The organism is Streptomyces sp. NPDC000941 (assembly GCF_053599555.1).
The window spans coordinates 1-18392 of record NZ_JBSFMM010000033.1; the positions used below are offsets into that span (position 1 = coordinate 1).

The window sequence follows — 18392 nt, forward strand, 5'->3', positions numbered from 1 at the left end:
CCAAACCACAGTTTATTTCTTTGGTGATTGTTTTTCCTTGTTGTGCTATTCCAATCTGATTAAAGGCGCGTGGGCGGGGGGGGGGGGGCCGGCCCCGGCCCGGCCCCGCGCACCCGGGCCGCAGCTCGACGCCACGCTGCTGCTCGGCCCGCGCGGCAGCGGCAAGACCACCCTGCTGCGCCACCTGGAGCGATGGGCCGAGCGCGCGCCCGTCGCCCGGCTCGACCTGGCCGACCTCGGCCAGAAGGGCGGCAAGCCGCTCGACGCGCTCACCGGCCTGGTCTTCCGGCTCAACGCGCGCAAGGCCGACTTCCCCAAGCTGGACTTTCCCTCGTTCGGCCTGCTCGTCATGGCCGTGGCCGCCGAGGTGGACGGGATCGACCGGGACACCGCCGTACGGGACATGGCGGACGCGCTGGCCGGTTCGGAGAGCCGCCGCCTGGAGGTGCTGGGGCGGCTCGCGGACGCCGTGGCCACCGCAGTCGGCGCGCCCGGGCTGGTCGGCGCCGCCCTGCCGCTGCTGCCCGACTGGCAGCGCGGCTGGGGTCGGCTGCGCACCCGCCGGCGGCTCCGCCGGATCCGCCGCACCGCGCCGCAGCAGTCCCACGACACCTTCCTCCTCGAACTCAACCAGCGCTACGGCGCCGGCGAGGACGAGGAGCGCAAACGGGCCGAGGCGGTGCTCTTCGCGGCCTTCCTGGACGATCTGCGCCGGGCCTACCGGACCCGCGGCGGCGACCGGCGGCGCACCTCGCGCTGTCTGGTGCTGCTCGACAACGTCGACTCCACCCTCGGCAGCGACTTCCTCGAGCACCTGCTGGAGGCGCGCCGGGAGGCCGACGACCCCGACCCGCTGGTGGTCGTGGCCGCCGCGGGCAGCTACCCGCGGGTGTTCGAGGACCACGCGTGGGGCGGTGCGCCGCAGCCTGGCGCGTATCCGGGGCGCTGGGACAGCGGCGAGGAGTTCCGGCCGACCCAGGTCGTCAGGGGGCTGGGCATCGGCCAGCTGCGCGATCTGCGCCGGCTCGAAGTCGAGCGGCAGGCGAAGGAGGTGCTGCGGGCGGCAGGGCGTGACGTACGGGCGCCGCGGGTCGACAGCGGCGTCAAATGGCTCGGCTGGGCGGCGTACGAGCTGACCCGGGGGCAGCCCGCCGCCACCGCCGCGGTGCTGGAGGCGCTGCTCGGCGCCGGCCCCACCACGGACTGGGACGAGCGGCTGCGGCGGGTCCTCGATCCGTCCGGGGAGCTGGTGGACGGCCTCGTGAACCGACTGCTGCCCATTGACGCGAGCAGAGAGCTGGTCCGGGCGCTCACCCGCGCGGCCGCGTCGGTCGACCTGGCCCACGCGGGCGCCGCCGGACAGCTGTGGGGCGAGGCCAACGCGGCGGTGCAGAAGGAGTTCGACGACTTCTGCGCGGATGTGCTCTGCACGATGCACATCGACACCGGCGACCGGGCCGCCGACGGGCGGACCGAGACCCTGCACCCGGTGCTGCGCCTGTTACTGCTGCGCAAACTGGCCGCGCTGGACCCCACCCGGGGCGCGTCCGGCCCGGACGGCTGGGACGCCACCCACACCGCGCTGCGCGCCCAGGCCCAGGAGGCGGGGAAGCCCGGCCTGGCCGCCTACCACGCGCTCGCCCTGGGCGATCTGCCCGCCGCGGCGGGCTACTTGAACGAGCGCTTCGGCCTGATCGCCGCCGAGGACTGGTGCGCCGAGCTGTGCCGGCTGCGCCGGGCGCCGCTGCGCCCGCTCCGCCCCGACGCCCCCCACCGGCCGCCCTGGGAGCGCTACGAGGCGCTGGTCGACTTCCTGAACGAGGGCGAGATAGAGAGCCGGCTGCGCACCGTCACCCGGCTGCTGGCGGCGAGCTGGATCAGCCCCGAGCCCCGGCCGGCCCCGGCCACCGACCGGGTCGGGGACCCGTACCGCGATCCGCTCGGCGATCTGTACGCCGAGCTGTACGGGGAGATCGCCGCCCGCTTCAGGACGCTGGCGGCGCACACCGAGAGCGTGAGCTGGGACCGCACGCTGCTGGCGAAGGCGGCGCAGTACGAAGGGAAACCGTGGTGAGCGGCAGAGTGTACGTGCCACCGAGACCCCCGTCCCGGCGGGGTCTGTGGGCCGTGGTGGCCCTGGCCGCCGTCATCTGCCTCGTGCCGGCGGGAGTGTGGTGGCTCCGCGACTCCGGGCCCGCGCGCTGTGCCGAGGGGGTCTGGAAGCGGGGGCCGGGCGGGGAGTGCGTCGGGGTGAGCGACGGCTCGTACGTCTTCAGCCCCGAGCTCAAGGAGGTCAGCGGGAAGATCCGCGCCGAGAACCGCAGGGTGGAGGAGTCGGGCGACCCCTGGGTCACGATCGCCTACACCGAGTCCATGACGAGCAGAAAGGGCGGGCCGCGCGCGAACGACCGCGGGCCGGAGGTGGTCCGGGAGGCCATCGAGGGGGCGTATCTGGCGCAGCGCGAGCTCAACGACGCCGAAAGTGGCCACGGCCGTACCCCGCAGCTCAAGCTGCTGCTCGCCAACAGCGGACAGGGCGGCGAGCAGTGGCGGCCGCTCGTGGACCAGCTGATCGGAATGTCGAAGGACGAGAAACTGGTGGGGGTCGCGGGCTTCGGGCAGAGCCTGGAGACCACGAAGTCCGCCGTGGACGCGCTGCGCAAGGCGGAGATCCCGATGGTCGGCGCGACGGTCGCGGCCGACGGGCTGTCCACCGATAAGCCGGTGTTCTTCCGGGTGTCCTCGCCCAACCGGGACCAGACCGCCATCGCCGCCAAATACCTGAAGGGCCGGCAGGACGACGACCCTCGCTTCCGGGTCGAGGTCGTCAAGGACATCAAGCACGACGACTCGTACAACGAGACCCTTGACCAGGACTTCGACCGGGCGCGGCGCGCCGAGGGGGTGAAGCTGGTGACCGGGGAGGGGCACTCCTTCGTCTCCGGCAGCACCTCGACCGAAACCGCCCTCGCCTCGATCGCCGAGACCATCTGCCTCCCGGAACGGTCGATCAAGGCCGTCTACTTCGCCGGCCGCGGACGGGAGCTGAAGTACTTCCTCCAGGCCCTGACTGCGCCCGGCAGGCGGTGCGATCTCACGGTGCTCTCCGGCTCCAGCACGATAGGGGTCTTCTTCGACCCCACGGCGAAGGACGGGCTCGCGGTCGCCGGTGACGTGCTCACCCGCTGGAAGCACAGCCGCATCAAGGTTCTCTACACCGCCTACGCCCACCCCGACGCCGTGGCGAAGATCTATCCGCGCCGCGGCGAGAACCCCTACCCCGCCTTCCGGAAGGCGTACCACGACGCCGGATTCGGCGGCGACCAGGAGTTGCAGAACGGCCAGGCGATGATGGGGCACGACGCGGTGCTCTGCCTGGGCAAGGCCGCCCGCCTGGCGGAGGCTCCGCAGGGGAAGGAAGCGGTGGATGCGGCGGGCGTGCGGAACATGCTGCTGCAGATCGGGAAGCGGTCCGAGCTGCCCGGCCTCAGCGGGCTGATCGCCTTCGACGAGCGGGGGAACCCGAAGGGCAAACCCATGGCCCTGGTGGAGCTCAGCCCCGCCGAGGGCGCCCACTACGTGTACCGCGGCACCGTGTCCCCGTAGCCGTAGCCGTAGCCGTAGCCGTAGCCGTAGCCGTAGCCGTAGCACTGAGCGAAGGGCGAGGCCCGGCAGGGGCCTCGCCCGGCGGACGTCAGCGGCTCGCGTGGACGGTGTCCGTCGCGTGGATCGCCCGCCATGACTTCGGCCGCGCCGCCGCGCCCGCGTCCGTGCCCGCCCCGATACCGTTCGCCCGCGCGGCCGGCGCGCTCGGCTTGGACCCGGTGAACAGCCAGGTGTCGAAGAGGCCCCCGAGCGGGCGGCCCGAGACCTTCTCGGCGTACGCCTCGAAGTCGCGCACCGACCCGTTCCCGTAGCGCCGCTCCGTGGGCCACCCCTTGAGGATGGCGAAGAAGTCCTCGTCACCGACCTCGTTGCGGAGCGCCTGCAGCGCGATGGCCCCGCGGTCGTACACCGCCGCGTGGAACTGGTTGTCCGGCCCCGGGTCGCCCGGCTTGACCGTCCAGAACGCGTCCTCGGCCGGATGCTGCGTGTACACATAGTCCGCGAGCTCCTGCGCCGTGCCCTCGCCCTCCTTCTCCGACCACAGCCACTGCGCGTACCGCGCGAAGCCCTCGTTGACCCAGATGTCGCGCCAGTCCTTCACCGAGACGCTGTCGCCGTACCACTGGTGGGCCAGCTCATGGACCACCACCGAGACGTTCGAGCCGGTCGCGAACTGCCGGGGGCTGTAGAACGGGCGGGTCTGGGTCTCCAGCGCGTAGCTCGTCGCCACGTTGGGCACATAGCCGCCCAGCGCGTTGAAGGGATAGGGGCCGAAGACCCCGCTGAGCCAGTCCGCGACCTCGGCCGTCCGCTCGACGCTCGCGCGCGCCGCGCCCGCGTTGTCGCCCAGGTCCTTGCTGTACGCGTTGATGACCGGCAGGCCGTTCGCGGTGGTGTCGGTGGTGATGTCGAACTTGCCGACGGCGAGGGTGGCGAGATAGGTGGCCTGGGGCCGGTTGGAGCGCCAGCTGTAGCGGGTCCAGCCCAGCCGTGAAGTGGTCGACTGGAGCGTGCCGTTGCTGATCGCCTGGGTCCCGTCGGGCACCGCGACCGATACGTCGTAGGTGGCCTTGTCGAGCGGGTGGTCATTGCTCGGGAACCACCACCACGCCGCCTCCGGCTCGTTCGCCGCGACCCCGCCGTCCGGGGTGCGCAGCCAGGCCGTATACCCCTTGACCTGCACCTTGGAGGGTGTGCCGCGGTAGCGCACGACGACGGTGAAGGGGCGGTCGGAGTCGAGCGGGGCGGCCGGGGTGATCTCCAGTTCATGGTCGCCGCTCGTCGCGAACGCCGCCTTCTTGCCGCCCACCAGCACCTCGCGCACCTCGAGCGCGAAGTCGAGGTTGAAGCGGGAGAGGTCCTGGGTGGCGGTGGCCACGACCGTCGCCGTGCCTTCCAGCCGGTCGGTGGTGGGCTGGTAGGTCAGCCGCAGGTCGTAGTGGGAGACGTCGTACCCGCCGTTGCCGTAGTCGGGGTAGTACGAGTCCCCGATACCGGGCGCGCCCGGGGTGGCTTCGGCAGCCGAGGCCGGGATCGCCAGCAGCAGGCACGCGGCGGCCGCGCTCGGGACGGTGAGTCTGTGACGCACGGGTCCTCCAACTCGTCGGGGAGAACGATCACTGCAGACCCTAGGTACTCGCCGAGGCCCCCTCCTGTCCATCACCCCGGGCGACACACGATCGACATCCGGTCGACATCAGCGGCCACCTCGGCCCCACAGAGATCGGAGTGCCCTCTTCTGTACGGGAGTTGACTCGCGCTACGGTCCGCCCGTGCTGCTCTCCATGCGGAAGCCCCGCCACGCAAGGAAACGGACCGTGCTCCGACCACTGGCGGCCGCCGCCCTGGCGGCCCTCGCAGCGACATTCATACCTCCCCTCGGCACACCGGCGGCCCAGGCCGCCGAGCGGGAAAGCAGACCGGTCTACTCATACGACAAGGCGATCCGCGAATCCGTATGGGTGGACACCGGACTTGACGGCGACTCGGACGGCAGGACCGACCGGGTCGCCGTCGATATAGTGCGCCCCGGCGAACCCGCCCAGCAGGGCCGCCGGATCCCCGTGATCATGGATGCGAGCCCGTACTACTCCTGCTGCGGACGCGGCAACGAGAGCCAGCGGAAGACCTATGACGCGGCCGGCAAGCCGGTCCTCTTCCCGCTCTTCTACGACAACTACTTCGTACCGCGCGGCTACGCCACCGTCCTGGTCGACCTCGCCGGGACCAACCGCTCCGACGGCTGTGTGGACGTCGGCGGCCGCTCCGACATCCAGTCCGCCAAGGCCGTCGTCGACTGGCTGAACGGCCGGGCCACCGGCTACACCACCCGCACCGGCACCGCGACCGTCGCGGCCGACTGGTCCAACGGCGCCACCGGCATGATCGGAAAGAGCTACGACGGGACCGTCGCCAACGGCGTCGCGGCCACCGGCGTCAAGGGCCTGAAGACCATCGTGCCGATCAGCGCCATCTCCTCCTGGTACGACTACTACTTCGCCAAGGGCGCCCCGCTCTTCGACAGCGGCCCCGACGGCCTCTCGGACGGCGTCGAAAGCGACGACGCGCACGCCCGCTGCGCCGCCGTACAGCGGGAACTCGTCGACGGCGCCCCGCGCAACGGCGACTGGACCGACCTGTGGACCGGGCGCGACTACGTCCCCGGCGCCGACAAGGTGCGCGCCAGCGTCTTCGCCGTCCACGGGATGCAGGACCTCAACGTCCGTACCAAACATCTCGGTCAGTGGTGGAACGCGCTCGCCGACGCCGGCGTGGAGCGGAAGATCTGGCTCTCGCAGACCGGCCACGTCGACCCCTTCGACTTCCGCCGCGCGGAGTGGGTGAGCACCCTGCACCGCTGGTTCGACCACTATCTGCTCGGCATCGACAACGGCATCGAGCGCGAGCCCATGGCCGATGTCGAACGCGCCCCCGACCGCTGGGCCACCGACCGCTCCTGGCCGCCCGCCGGCACCCGCCCGACCACGCTGCGGCCGCGCTCCGGACAGACCCCGGGCGTCGGCGTCCTCGGCACCGAACCGGCCGAGCCCGGCGCCACCGAGGCGTTCACCGACGACCCGAGGCTGAGCGAGGCCGACTGGGCCGCCCGGATCGACCAGCCGACGGCCGCCAAGGCCGGATTCGCCACCGCGCCGCTGACGAAGGACCTGCGGCTCGCGGGCTCCGGCACGGTCACGGTCACCACGACCCCCTCCACCTCCTCCGCGCATCTGTCCGCGGTCGTGGTGGACCTCGGCCCGGACACCATCCGCAACTACACCGGCGACGCCGAAGGCATCCGCACCCTCGCCGACCGGACCTGCTGGGGCAGCGGTACGGCGGGCGACAGCGGCTGCTTCAAGCGGACCGAGGCGGACACGGCGAGCGTCGGCTACACCGTCCTCAGCCGCGGCTGGGCCGACCTCGGCCACTGGGCGGACGACGGGAAGGGCCAGCCGCTGACCCCCGGCAAGCCCTACACCATCACCCTCGACCTCGCCGCCACGGACCACATCGTCCCCGCGGGCCACCGACTGGCCCTCATCGTCGCCGGTACGGACGCGGGCCTGATCGAACCGGCGGACACCAAGCCCACGGTCACGCTCGACCTGGCCCGTACCCAGGCCCGGCTGCCCCTGACCGGCGGCGCCCCGGCGCTCGCCCGGGCCACCGCGGGCACCCCGGCCGACGCCGCCACCGCCTCGCCCGACGCCGCCCCGTTGAAGGGCGTACCCGAGCCGCGCCACCAGTCCCGGCTGCCCCAGTAACAGACTCCGGCCCCCTCACCCAAGGAGACCTCACTCCGTGTCATCCGCGATCTCCCGCATCCCCCTGCTCCGCGCCGCGGCGGCCGGCGCTGTCGCGCTGCTGACCACGTCGTTCCTCGCCGCGCCCGCCCACGCCGGAACCTCGAAGCCCCGCACGGGCTTCGAGACCAGCGACGGCGCGCGCTGGACCACCGAGCCGGAGGAGGCGCGCTTCCTCGCCGCGGTCGACGCCGCGAGCGCGCGCGTCGCCGTCGACCGCATCGGCACCACCGCGCAGGGCCGCCCGCTGCGCCTGGTGCGGATCGGCGCGCCCGCCGCCCCGGCCCGTGCCGCGAACGCCAACACGCTGCTGCTCATCTGCTCACAGCACGGCGACGAGCCGTCCGGCCGCGAGGCCTGCCTGTCCACCGTCCGCGACCTCGCCTACGCCAAGGACGCCCGGACCAAGCGCTTCCTGGAGCGCAGCAACGTCCTCGTCATCCCGACCGCCAACCCCGACGGCCGCGCCGCCGACACCCGTGAGAACTCCGAGGGCGTCGACATCAACCGCGACCACATCGCCCTCAAGACCGCGGAGTCCCGCGCGACGGCCGCCGTCCTGCGCGACTGGCGGCCCGACACCGTCTACGACCTCCACGAGTACGGGGCCACCGTCCCGTACTACATGAAGGACCTGCTGGCGCTGTGGCCGCGGAACCTCAACACCGCGGACCCCGTGCACCAGGAGGCGCGTACGCTCTCCGACTCCTACGTCCGGCCGCACGCCGAGCAGGCGGGCTTCGGCACCGGCGTCTACGGCATCTGGACCGACCCGGAAACCGGCGATCCCGTCAAACAGGTCGCGGGCGACGGCCAGGAGCGGATCCTGCGCAACACCGCCGGGGTCAAGCACTCCGTCGGCCTGCTCGTCGAGACGCGCGTCGACCCGCTCACCGACGCCGAGAAGGCCGACCCCGCGGTCAACAACCGGCGCCGGGTGGGCTCCCAACTCGCCGCGCTCGACGGCGCCTTCGCCTTCACCGGCGAGCGGCGCGGGCGTATCGAGGCCGCCACCACCCGCGCCCGGCTGACCGGCTACGCCGACCGCGGCCCCGTCTACCTCGGCGGCGGCGACAACGACCCGGCGGGCCCGGAGGAAACCCTCGCCGACCCGCCGTGCGGCTATCTGCTCGACGCCGGACAGTACGCGCAGGTAAAGGACGAGCTCGCGCTGCACGGCGTCACGGTGCGCCCCCGGCACGGCGGCGCGGACGGCGCCTTCGTACCGCTGCGCCAGTCGCTGCGCGCGCTCGTGCCGCTGCTCCTCGACGGCCGCGCCACCTACCACCTGACCGAGGGACAGCCGGTCAACGACTGCTGACCAGTTCGGCCGCTTCCTCCGCACAGCCCCAGGCGACGGTGATGCCCGCCCCGCCGTGTCCGTAGTTGTGGACGAGGCGAACGCCGCCCACCGCGGTGTCCGCCTCAAGCCGCACCCGCGACCGGGCCGGGCGCAGCCCCACCCGGTGCCCGATGACGCGCGCGTCCGCCAGCCGGGGATGGACGCGCGCGCAGCGGGCCACGATGGCCTCGGCCGTCGCCGGGTCGGGCGTCGGATCCCAGACGTCCTCCCGGGCGGTGCCGCCGAGGATCACCCCGTACGGCTGGGGCAGTACGTACAGGGTGTCCGCCGAGCCGGGGTCGGCGGCAACGAACCACTCGTCGACGCCCGGGTTCTCCACCAGCACCAACTGACCCTGCACCGGGCGCACCTCGGCGTCCGGCACCAGATCGCGGGCGCCGAGGCCGGTGCAGTTGACGACGAGCGGCGCCTCCCGCGCGGCCTCGGCCAACATGGCCACGGCGCGCTGCTCGACGGTGCCGCCCGCCGCCTCGAGACGCCGCCGCAGATACCCGAGATACGTCGGCATGTCGACCACCGGCACCCGCGCCCGTAGACCGTGGCCCCAGCCCTCCGGCAGCTCCTCGCGGCGCGCCGGGCGCAGCCCCGGCACCTCGGCGGCCCAGGGGCCGAGGTCCCCGAGGCCGGTGTCCGCCAGCGTCCCGTCGACCATCCGGACCCCGGTCTCCCCGGGTCGGGCGGCCAGTTCGGCGAGTACGCCGAGGGTGCGCAGGGACCAGGCGCCCACCTTCTCCTCCGGCTCGACGCGGTACGGCCACCACAGCCCGCCCGCCACCGCCGAGGTGGTGTCCCCGATCGGGTCCCGGCTCCACACCGCTACCCGCCGGCCGCTCTCGGCCAGGACGATGGCACTTGTCAGGCCGATGACCCCGGCGCCGACGACTATCGCATCGCTCGTCATGCCCGGAGGCTACGCCCCGGGGTGTTACGCCCTGGGGTGCGCTGTCGCCGGAGCGTGCTGCGCGGTGACAGTGCCCCGATATGGGAATACTTGGGCCATGACCTCCGAGTACGCGACTTTCGGCCTCGCGCCGGCGATGCGCGCCGGCGGCGTGCTGTCCAAGGGCGCGTACCAGATACACCGCGATTTCCTGGACTTCATCGTCGACGGCAGACCGCTGCTGTCGCGCCTCGCCGACCTCGACGCGGTCTCACCGCTCGCCGCCGACCTCGGCCCCACCATCTTCACCGCCCAGGTGCGCGGTCTGCTGCTGGAGACCGAGGCGCCGCTGCCCGCCGGCCGCCGCGTCCTCTACGGCTGCCCCGAATGCGTCGGCCTGGAGTGCGGTGTGGTCACGGCGGTCATCGAGCGCGACGGACCGGACGTCGTCTGGCGCGACTTCGCCTGGCAGACCGACGACACCCCGGACATCTACCCCGACCTCGGCCCGTACCGCTTCCACGGCGGGCAGTACCGCGCCGAGCTGGAGCGGCTGCTGGCCCTGGAGGCCCCGGCGGGGCGCCGGGTGCTGCTCGTGGGGCAGCGCGCCGCCTTCCTCGCCAAGCTCGCCGCGGCGCTGCGCACCATCGGCATCGGCGCCGAGATCTCCCGGGACGCGGCGGCCGCCCACGCCGACGAGCTGCGCGGATACGGCGTTGTGGCGTTCGGCCGGACGGTCGGCCCCGAGGAGCGCGCCGCCGTGCGCGACGCGTTCGCGGCGGCGGGCGCAGGCGTGGTCTTCGTGGCCGAGTCGGCCCCGATCGTCCCCCTCCTCGTCGCCCGGATCGAACAGGCCCTGGACCGCTCCCCCCAGGAGCAGCGGCGGCTGGCCGGGCTCAGGGCCGAGGGCGGCGAGGCGGTGCTGGAGGTCGTCGCCCGGTGCCGGGTGCGGCTCGTCGCCCACCGCCTCGACCGGTTCGGCCGCCTCCGCACCCACGATCTGTTCGACGGCCGGCTGGAGCCGGGCGTCCATCGCATCCCGCTGGACGCGCGGGTGGTACGGGGGGACGCCTTCGTGGTCGCCCGCACCTCCAGCACCGTCCTGGTGGCCCCGGTGGGCCGCTGACTGGCTTCCCGGAAAACAGTGCGATGGCCGAGCGCATCGCTCCGGTTAGGATCGGCGCTCTGATGACTGCCACTCTTGTCGCCAAGGACCTCGCCGCGGGCCACGGCGACCGCACGCTGTTCTCCGGTCTCGATCTGGTCGTGGCGCCCGGCGAGGTGATCGGTCTCGTCGGCGCCAACGGCGCCGGGAAGTCGACTCTCCTGCGGCTGCTGGCCGGGCTGGCCGACCCCGAGCACGGGGCCGTGCGGCTCAGCCCGCCGCATGCCACCGTGGGCCATCTGCCGCAGGAGCCCGAGCGACGCCCGGCCGAGACCGTACGGGACTTCCTGGCCCGGCGTACGGGCGTGGCCGCCGCCCAGGCCGCGCTGGACGACGCCACCCAGGCGCTGGTCGACGGCGCGCCGGGCGCCGACGACACCTACAACACCGCCCTGGAGCGCTGGCTCGGGCTCGGCGCCGCAGACCTGGACGAGCGCGCCGACGAGGTCGCTGCCTCGCTGGGGCTCGACATCTCCCTGGACCGGCCGATGACCGCCCTGTCGGGCGGCCAGGCGGCGCGCGCCGGGCTCGCCTCGCTGCTGCTCAGCCGCTATGACGTGTTCCTGCTGGACGAGCCGACCAACGACCTGGACCTGGACGGGCTGCGCCGTCTGGAGAGCTTCGTCCAGGGGCTGCGCGCCGGCACGGTGCTGGTCAGCCACGACCGCGAGTTCCTTGCCCGTACGGTCGACAAGGTCCTCGAACTCGACCTCGCCCAGCAGCAGGTGAACCTCTACGGCGGTGGCTACGCCTCCTATCTGGAGGAGCGCGAGACCGCCCGCCGCCACGCCCGCGAGCGCTACGAGGAGTACGCGGACACCCGCGCCGGTCTGGAGGCCCGGGGCCGCACCCAGCGCGCCTGGATGGAGAAGGGCGTTAAGAACGCCCGCCGCAAGGCCACCGACGGCGACAAGCTCGGGCGGAGCGCCCGGGTCGAGTCCACCGAGAAGCAGGCCGCCAAGGCGCGCCAGACCGACCGGATGATCGAGCGTCTCGACGTGGTCGAGGAGCCGCGCAAGGAGTGGGAGCTGCGGATGGAGATCGCCGCCGCGCCGCGCTCGGGCGCGGTGGTGGCAACCCTGCGCGGCGCCCAGGTGCGGCGCGGCGAGTTCCACTTCGGCCCCGTCGACCTTCAGATCGACTGGGCGGACCGGGTCGCGGTCACCGGAGCGAACGGCTCGGGCAAGTCCACGCTGTTGGCCGCGCTCCTCGGCCGCCTTCCGCTGGACGCGGGCGCGGCGGCGCTCGGTCCTGGCGTGGTGGTCGGCGAGATCGACCAGGCGCGCGCCCTGTTCTTCGGCGGTGAATCGCTGCTGGACGCCTTCGGCGCGGCGGTGCCGGAGCTGCCGGCGGCGGAGGTACGTACGCTGCTGGCCAAGTTCGGCCTCAAAGCGGACCATGTGCTGCGGTCCGCGGCCACCCTGTCCCCGGGTGAACGAACCCGCGCGGCGCTCGCCCTGCTCCAGGCCCGCGGCGTCAACCTGCTCGTCCTGGACGAGCCCACCAACCACCTGGACCTGCCGGCCATCGAGCAACTGGAGTCCGCGCTGGCCTCCTACACCGGCACGCTCCTGCTGGTTACCCACGACCGCCGGATGCTCGACGCGGTGCACACCACCCGCCGCCTCCAGGTCGAAGGCGGCCGCGTCACCGAACTCTGACGGACCGGCCCTGTGCCGCCGCGCCCAGGGCGCGACGGCACAGGGCCGTCATCGCGAACCTCCTCCGGGAGGCGCTACCGCTTCTTCTTGGGGTCCAGCAGCCCCGCACGCCGCAGCGCGTCCGCCATCGCCCCGTTGACCGGGGCCGCGTCGCGGCCGCCGGATCCTCCGCCACGCTGCCCCCGGCCGCCGCCGCCCTGACGCTGCTGAGGGGCGCCGCGGCGGCCGCGGTTGTCCTGGGCGGAGCGGTCCCGGTCCCGGTTGCGGTCACGGCCGCCGCCCGACCCCGCGCCCGCCTCGTCGTCCAGCCGCAGCGTCAGCGAGATCCGCTTGCGCGGGATGTCCACGTCCAGGACCTTCACCCGCACGATGTCCCCGGGCTTGACCACATCGCGCGGATCCTTGACGAACGTCTTGGACATCGCGGAGACGTGCACCAGGCCGTCCTGGTGCACACCGATGTCGACGAACGCGCCGAACGCGGCCACATTGGTGACGACGCCCTCCAGGATCATCCCGGCGGCCAGGTCGCCGATCTTCTCGACGCCCTCCTTGAAGGTCGCGGTCTTGAACGCGGGCCGCGGGTCGCGGCCGGGCTTCTCCAGCTCCTTGAGGATGTCGGTGACCGTGGGGAGACCGAAGGTGTCGTCCACGAACTGCTCCGGCCTGAGCTTGCGCAGCACGGCCGTGTTGCCGACCAGCGAGGCCACGTCGTCGCCCGCCGAGGAGGCCATGGACCGCACCACCGGATACGCCTCCGGGTGCACGCTGGAGGCGTCCAGCGGGTCGTCGCCGCCGCGGATGCGCAGGAAGCCCGCGCACTGCTCGTACGCCTTGGGGCCGAGCCGGGCCACGTCCTTGAGCGCCTTGCGGCTGCGGAAGGGGCCGTGAGCATCGCGGTGGGCCACGATGTTCTCCGCGAGCCCGCCGCCGATGCCCGAGACCCGGCTGAGCAGCGGGGCGGAGGCGGTGTTGACATCGACCCCGACGCCGTTCACACAGTCCTCGACGACCGTGTCGAGCGAGCGGGAGAGCTTCACCTCGGACAGGTCGTGCTGGTACTGGCCGACGCCGATCGACTTGGGGTCGATCTTGACCAGCTCGGCGAGCGGGTCCTGCAACCGCCGCGCGATGGACACCGCGCCGCGCAGCGAGACGTCCATGTCCGGCAGCTCCTGGGAGGCGAAGGCCGAGGCGGAGTACACCGAGGCGCCCGCCTCGGAGACCATCACCTTGGTGAGCTTCAGCTCGGGGTGCTTGCCGCACAGCTCGCCCGCGAGCTTGTCGGTCTCGCGGGACGCCGTGCCGTTGCCGATCGCGATCAGCTCGACGTCGTGCTCGCGCGCCAGCCGCGCCAGCTTGGCCAGCGACTCGTCCCACTTGTTCTGCGGGACGTGCGGATAGATCGTGTCGGTCGCGGCCACCTTGCCGGTCGCGTCGACCACGGCCACCTTCACCCCCGTACGGAAGCCGGGGTCCAGGCCCATCGTGGCGCGGGTGCCGGCCGGGGCGGCCAGGAGGAGGTCGCGCAGATTGGCGGCGAAGACGCGCACCGCCTCGTCCTCGGCAGCCTGCCGCAGCCGCAGCCGCAGATCGATGCCGAGGTGCACCAGGACCCGGGTGCGCCAGGCCCAGCGCACCGTGTCGGCCAGCCACTTGTCGGCCGGGCGGCCCCGGTCGGCGACGCCGAAGCGGTGCGCGATGCTGCGCTCGTACGAGGTGGGGCCCGCCTCCTCGGAGGGCTCCTCCGGCTCCAGGGCGAGCTCGAGGATCTCCTCCTTCTCGCCGCGGAACATCGCCAGCACCCGGTGGGAGGGCAGCTCCGTGAACGGCTCGGCGAAGTCGAAGTAGTCGGCGAACTTGGCGCCCGCCTCCTCCTTGCCCTCCCGCACCTTGGTGGCCACCCGCCCGCGCGTCCACATCCGCTCGCGCAGCTCGCCGATGAGGTCCGCGTCCTCGCTGAACCGCTCGGTGAGGATGGCCCGCGCGCCCTCCAGTGCGGCGGCGGGGTCCGCGACCCCCTTCTCCGCGTCGACGAAGGCGGCCGCGGCGGCCGGCGGCTCCACGGACGGGTCGTCGAGCAGCCCCTCGGCCAGCGGCTCGAGCCCGGCCTCTCGCGCGATCTGCGCCTTCGTACGGCGCTTGGGCTTGAAGGGGAGGTAGATGTCCTCCAGCCGGGCCTTGGAGTCCGCGGCCAGGATCTGGGCCTCCAGGGCCTCGTCCAGCTTGCCCTGGGACTTGACCGATTCCAGGATCGCGGCCCGCCGCTCCTCCAGCTCCCGCAGATAGCGCAGCCGCTCCTCGAGGGTGCGCAGCTGCGCATCGTCGAGCATTTCGGTCGCTTCCTTGCGGTAGCGCGCGATGAAGGGCACGGTCGAGCCGCCGTCGAGCAGCTCGACGGCGGCCCTCACCTGCCGCTCCCGTACGCCGAGCTCCTCGGCGATCCTGCCTTCGATGGACGTCGTCACGATCACGCTCCGCTTTCCTGTCTGCGCTGCGATCTGCATTGTGGCAGGTGGCACTGACAGAGGTGGGCGCGACCGACCGGAAGTCGTCGCCGGGCGCCGTACGCGACGCGGGGCACGGGCGGTCGCCGGCGTGCTCGGCGTGCGGTTCGGGCGCCGTCGGGAGGCGGCGGATCGTGCTCGTAGACGCGGGTATCCCACCGGCGCCACCGGCAAACCCCGCCGCCGCCGCTCAGCGCCTGCCGATGCCGCTCAGCGCTTGCCTATGAGGTCCGCGGGGAACCCGCCCGCCGCGATCACGGCGCCCGTGAAGGACTCCGCCAGCTCCGTCAGCCGCGCCACGCCCGCCGCCCCCAGGTGCTCGTACGGGGCCCGGTCCAGCCGGTCCGTCTCGTCCTCCAGGGCCTTGCGCAGCTCCGTGCCCGCCGGCGTCAACTCCCCGTCGGCGGCCAGCAGTCCGCGCTCCCGAAGCCGCTCCTGCGCGGCCGCCCACTCCTCAGCCGACCAGCCCCGCGACCGCAGGATCCACTTCGGGGACATGCCCCTGCCGCTCGCCGTATGGCTGGCCAGCGCCTCCACGGGGTCGAGCCCGGCGCCCAGGATCGTCATCAGATGGCCGTCGCCGCGGTGCTCGCGCAGCAGCGTGGCGGCGTGCCAGTAGGCCAGATGCGGGGCGTCGGGGAGGGGGAGGTCGGCGTGCGCGGCGTACAGGGGGCGGGCGGCGCGGGAACACGCCTCCGTCGCGCGCAGCGCCAGCTCCGCGGCCTCGGCCATCTCCTTCGAGGACACCGCGTCGTCGCCGAGCAGCCGCCGCAGCACGCTGTCGGCGGCGCGCAGCCGGGCCGCCAGCGCGTCCTCGGGGGAGATCACGTCCCAGGCGGCGGGCAGATAACGGGCGACCAGGTCGTACTTGAAGTTGAAGAAGGTCGCGGTGACGGTTCCGGCGCCGACGCGGCCGAACGCCGCCGCCCGGCTGACGAAGTAGTCGGCGCCCCGGTCCTCGACCCCCAGCCGCTCGAGCTCCCGCCCGTAGTCGGGCTGGAAGTAGACGGTCGAGTGGAAGGGGTTGACGACGGTGTGGCAGCGCCGCCCGGCACGCTCGGGAAGTGAGGTCATGCCCGCATGTTACTTTCGGGTATGCGGGGGTGTGCAGACCCGATCCCGCCCCGGGAAGGGGCGGGAAGGCGGGTATGCATCGTGGTGCCGACCGGGCTCAGACCTCGAGTTCGGCCTCGATCTTCCTCAGCTGGTGGCGGGCCATGGCGAGGTTGGCGCGTCCGGAGTCCAGGACGAGGTACAGGAAGAGACCGTTCTGCTTCTTGAGCAGCCGGATCAGGTGGTACTGGCTGCCCAGGGTGATGAGGATGTCCTCGATCTCGTCCTTGAGGCCGAGGTGTTCCATGGTGCGCAGCTTGGCGCGGATGACGTCGGTGTTGCCGGCGGCCGCCACGTTCAGGTCGAAGCTGTTGCTGCCCCCGATCGTGCCCAGTGCCATCCCGCTGGTGTAGTCGACGAGCGCGGCTCCCGTCGCGCCCTCGATCGACGCGAGCGCTTCCTTCAATGAGGTTTCGGTGTTCGCCATGACGGGTCGTTCCTTTCGGACTTGCTGCCGGCCCCATCGCGATGTCGGACCGGTGTTGAACTGTTGTGCGGTGTGGCGTGCGGTCTACTCCGTCGCGGCCTCCCCGGTGGCCGGGCGCGGGGGCCGGACGGCGTTGCCGCCGACCGGTGGGGAGGCGGGCCGTACGGGCAGGCCGGCCTCGGTGGTGGGGGGTGGCTGTCTGCGGGTGCCGTCGGGCACGTGAATGGCGGCCTGCACCAGCTCGCCGATGCGGCTGCTGGAGCGGCGTCCCTCCAGGTGCAGTCGGCCGACGTTCACCTGTCCTTCGGCCAGCAAGGTCAGCACGGCGGACGGGCCGGCGGCATAGCTGGCCACATAGCCGTGGGCGCCGCGGACGAGGAGTTCGCGGAAGTCGCCCTGTCCGGTGGCGTCGGCGAGTCGTACGGCGATGCTCAGGGCGGCCGCGGTGAGGGCGGCCACCCCCTCCGGCTCCACGCCCCGGGTGTCCTGCGCCAGCACGAGGCCGTCGACGCTGGCCGCGAGGGCGCCGCTCAGCTGCGGCAGGCGGGCTCGGAGCCGGTGGAGTTCGTCGAGGACTTCGGCCTCGGCCGCCATGAGCTGTCTCCTCTCGGCACGCTGTCTGAGCGCGCGGATCACAGGGCCTCCAATGCGTTTCTGAGCCGGCGAAGCAGGGCGACGTCGGGGCCGGCCGATGTTCCCGGAAGCCGGGTGGGCGCGGGGGCCGGTCGCGGAGTCCGCCGTCTCGCCGCCGTCGCCGTGACGATGCCGGCGGCGGCGAGACGGCGGATGTCGACAAGGGCGTGGAAGGCGGGACGGCCCAGGAGGCGGGAGATGTCGGCCGCCGTGCGCACGCCGTCGACCTGCTCGAGAATCGCGCGCTGACGCCGCGGCAGGCCCGTTTCGAGCGGCAGCCGGGTCCTGACCAGCGGTTCGCTGTCCGTCTCCGCCCCCGGCCAGATCTCGTGCAGCAACTCCCGTCGGCGCAGCGTCTCGCGCTGCACCGCGTCGACCGGCACCGGGCGCACCGCGCCCATCCAGTGCGCGACCCCGTACCGGAAGCGGGCCGGGCCGCCGCCCGGGCCGAGTACGAAGAACGCCGCGTCGTACAGCGCCCCCAAATGGCACAGCTCCAGCGCGCCCTTCGGGAGGCGGCCGCTGTCCACCAGGAACCGCCCCACCCGCTGTTCGGGCCCGGCCTCGTCAAGGGCCTCGCGCCACTTCTCGGGTGACAGTGCGCCACCCACGGTGAGCAGCGCCTCAAGATCGGGCGTGTCCGGGCTGTTCGCGTAGATCACCTGTCCGTCGGAGAGATGCAGCGTGCCTCTCTCCCGCATGAAGGAGCCGGTGGCCTTCTCGGCGGCGAGCCGGTCCAGCATGGGCGAGCCGACCTGAGCGGTGCCGGTGAGGGCCGTGGGACTCCGCCGGGCCGGGTTGGAGAAAGGTTTCTGCAAACCGGTCACCCCAGCACCAGTTGGCGCGCCATCTCGCTCAGCCGGATGCGGGCCAGCGCGAGGTTGCCCTCCGTACGGCCGAGCCACAGATGCAGAAAGACACTGCTGTCGAAGGTGGTGCGGACGAACTGGAGGACGTGGTAGCTGTCGCGGTTGCTGACGATCAGATCGTCTATGGGGGTTTCGCCGTCGGACCAGTCGGACCCGGAGCCGTCGGCGGGGGCGAACGACCGGTATTCCGCCGTCATCCGGGCGAGCTCCGCCGTCTCGGCCGCCGTGGTCTCGTGGTCGCCGCCCGGCGACTCCCCGACCGTGCCCAGAGCCAGACCGCTGGTCCAGTCGACCACGGCGGCGCCCCGGGCGCCGGGAAGTTTCATGGCCTCCAGCAGGCACTCGTCAATGCCGGGCAATGT

The 18392-nt window shown here is 72.8% G+C and carries 14 protein-coding genes; 6 read left to right on the top strand and 8 right to left on the bottom strand.

Annotated features, from left to right (window positions below):
• Positions 1-37 precede the first annotated feature (37 nt).
• Complete coding sequence (locus ACWDSL_RS13410; protein ID WP_450484812.1) at positions 38-2074, top strand: ATP-binding protein; 2037 nt, start codon at positions 38-40, stop codon at positions 2072-2074.
• A gap of 14 nt (positions 2075-2088) precedes the next feature.
• Complete coding sequence (locus ACWDSL_RS13415) at positions 2089-3606, top strand: ABC transporter substrate-binding protein (RefSeq protein ID WP_450484814.1); 1518 nt, start codon at positions 2089-2091, stop codon at positions 3604-3606.
• Between the two features lie 88 nt (positions 3607-3694).
• On the opposite strand, the gene ACWDSL_RS13420 is transcribed toward ACWDSL_RS13415, so the two are convergent.
• Positions 3695-5194, bottom strand: coding sequence for a M1 family metallopeptidase (locus tag ACWDSL_RS13420; protein WP_450484816.1), 1500 nt, complete (start codon positions 5192-5194; stop codon positions 3695-3697).
• 196 nt (positions 5195-5390) lie between these two features.
• On the opposite strand from ACWDSL_RS13420, the gene ACWDSL_RS13425 reads away from it, so the two are divergent.
• Together ACWDSL_RS13425 and ACWDSL_RS13430 are read left to right on the top strand one after the other, a co-directional pair.
• Positions 5391-7373: a Xaa-Pro dipeptidyl-peptidase gene (locus tag ACWDSL_RS13425; protein WP_450484912.1), complete on the top strand. Its 1983-nt coding sequence runs from the start codon at positions 5391-5393 to the stop codon at positions 7371-7373.
• A 37-nt stretch (positions 7374-7410) separates the two neighbouring features.
• Positions 7411-8733 (top strand): M14 family metallopeptidase, encoded by a 1323-nt coding sequence (locus tag ACWDSL_RS13430; protein WP_450484817.1) that lies wholly within the window; start codon positions 7411-7413, stop codon positions 8731-8733.
• Here the strand turns inward: ACWDSL_RS13430 and ACWDSL_RS13435 are convergent.
• On the bottom strand, positions 8720-9676 hold the full coding sequence (locus ACWDSL_RS13435) for an FAD-dependent oxidoreductase (RefSeq protein ID WP_450484819.1): 957 nt from the start codon (positions 9674-9676) through the stop codon (positions 8720-8722). The genes ACWDSL_RS13430 and ACWDSL_RS13435 overlap by 14 nt on opposite strands.
• 97 nt (positions 9677-9773) lie before the next feature.
• On the opposite strand from ACWDSL_RS13435, the gene ACWDSL_RS13440 reads away from it, so the two are divergent.
• Positions 9774-10781 carry an oxidoreductase gene (locus ACWDSL_RS13440; RefSeq protein ID WP_450484821.1) on the top strand — a complete coding sequence of 336 codons (1008 nt, stop codon included), beginning with the start codon at positions 9774-9776 and terminating at the stop codon, positions 10779-10781.
• Positions 10782-10843: 62 nt separating this feature from the next.
• Positions 10844-12481, top strand: coding sequence for an ABC-F family ATP-binding cassette domain-containing protein (locus tag ACWDSL_RS13445; protein ID WP_450484823.1), 1638 nt, complete (start codon positions 10844-10846; stop codon positions 12479-12481).
• Between the two features lie 74 nt (positions 12482-12555).
• On the opposite strand, the gene ACWDSL_RS13450 is transcribed toward ACWDSL_RS13445, so the two are convergent.
• The 6 genes from ACWDSL_RS13450 to ACWDSL_RS13475 all read right to left on the bottom strand — a co-directional run bounded on the left by ACWDSL_RS13450 (position 12556) and on the right by ACWDSL_RS13475 (position 18389).
• A complete protein-coding gene (locus ACWDSL_RS13450; protein ID WP_450484825.1) occupies positions 12556-14949 on the bottom strand; it encodes a Tex family protein in 2394 nt (797 codons plus the stop codon).
• Positions 14950-15198: 249 nt separating this feature from the next.
• Entirely contained in the window at positions 15199-16062 is an 864-nt protein-coding gene (locus ACWDSL_RS13455) for an SCO6745 family protein (RefSeq protein ID WP_450484827.1), read from the bottom strand.
• Positions 16063-16159: 97 nt separating this feature from the next.
• Positions 16160-16528: a hypothetical protein gene (locus ACWDSL_RS13460; RefSeq protein ID WP_450484829.1), complete on the bottom strand. Its 369-nt coding sequence runs from the start codon at positions 16526-16528 to the stop codon at positions 16160-16162.
• Between the two features lie 84 nt (positions 16529-16612).
• Entirely contained in the window at positions 16613-17122 is a 510-nt protein-coding gene (locus tag ACWDSL_RS13465) for a roadblock/LC7 domain-containing protein (protein ID WP_450484831.1), read from the bottom strand.
• A 38-nt stretch (positions 17123-17160) separates the two neighbouring features.
• Positions 17161-17904: a transcriptional regulator gene (locus ACWDSL_RS13470; protein WP_450484914.1), complete on the bottom strand. Its 744-nt coding sequence runs from the start codon at positions 17902-17904 to the stop codon at positions 17161-17163.
• A gap of 80 nt (positions 17905-17984) precedes the next feature.
• The gene (locus tag ACWDSL_RS13475) at positions 17985-18389 is read right to left on the bottom strand and encodes a hypothetical protein (RefSeq protein ID WP_450484833.1); all 405 of its coding nucleotides are present in this window, start codon (positions 18387-18389) and stop codon (positions 17985-17987) included.
• Between the last annotated feature and the right edge of the window lie 3 nt (positions 18390-18392).

Bases quoted from the DNA above. Each gene is read 5' to 3' on its own strand.
- ACWDSL_RS13425 (WP_450484912.1), top strand. From the start codon at position 5,391: ATGCGGAAGCCCCGCCACGCAAGGAAACGGACCGTGCTCCGACCACTG.
- ACWDSL_RS13445 (WP_450484823.1), top strand. From the start codon at position 10,844: ATGACTGCCACTCTTGTCGCCAAGGACCTCGCCGCGGGCCACGGCGAC.
- ACWDSL_RS13455 (WP_450484827.1), bottom strand. From the start codon at position 16,062: ATGACCTCACTTCCCGAGCGTGCCGGGCGGCGCTGCCACACCGTCGTC.
- ACWDSL_RS13435 (WP_450484819.1), bottom strand. From the start codon at position 9,676: ATGACGAGCGATGCGATAGTCGTCGGCGCCGGGGTCATCGGCCTGACA.
- ACWDSL_RS13440 (WP_450484821.1), top strand. From the start codon at position 9,774: ATGACCTCCGAGTACGCGACTTTCGGCCTCGCGCCGGCGATGCGCGCC.
- ACWDSL_RS13470 (WP_450484914.1), bottom strand. From the start codon at position 17,904: ATGCTGGACCGGCTCGCCGCCGAGAAGGCCACCGGCTCCTTCATGCGG.
- ACWDSL_RS13460 (WP_450484829.1), bottom strand. From the start codon at position 16,528: ATGGCGAACACCGAAACCTCATTGAAGGAAGCGCTCGCGTCGATCGAG.
- ACWDSL_RS13465 (WP_450484831.1), bottom strand. From the start codon at position 17,122: ATGGCGGCCGAGGCCGAAGTCCTCGACGAACTCCACCGGCTCCGAGCC.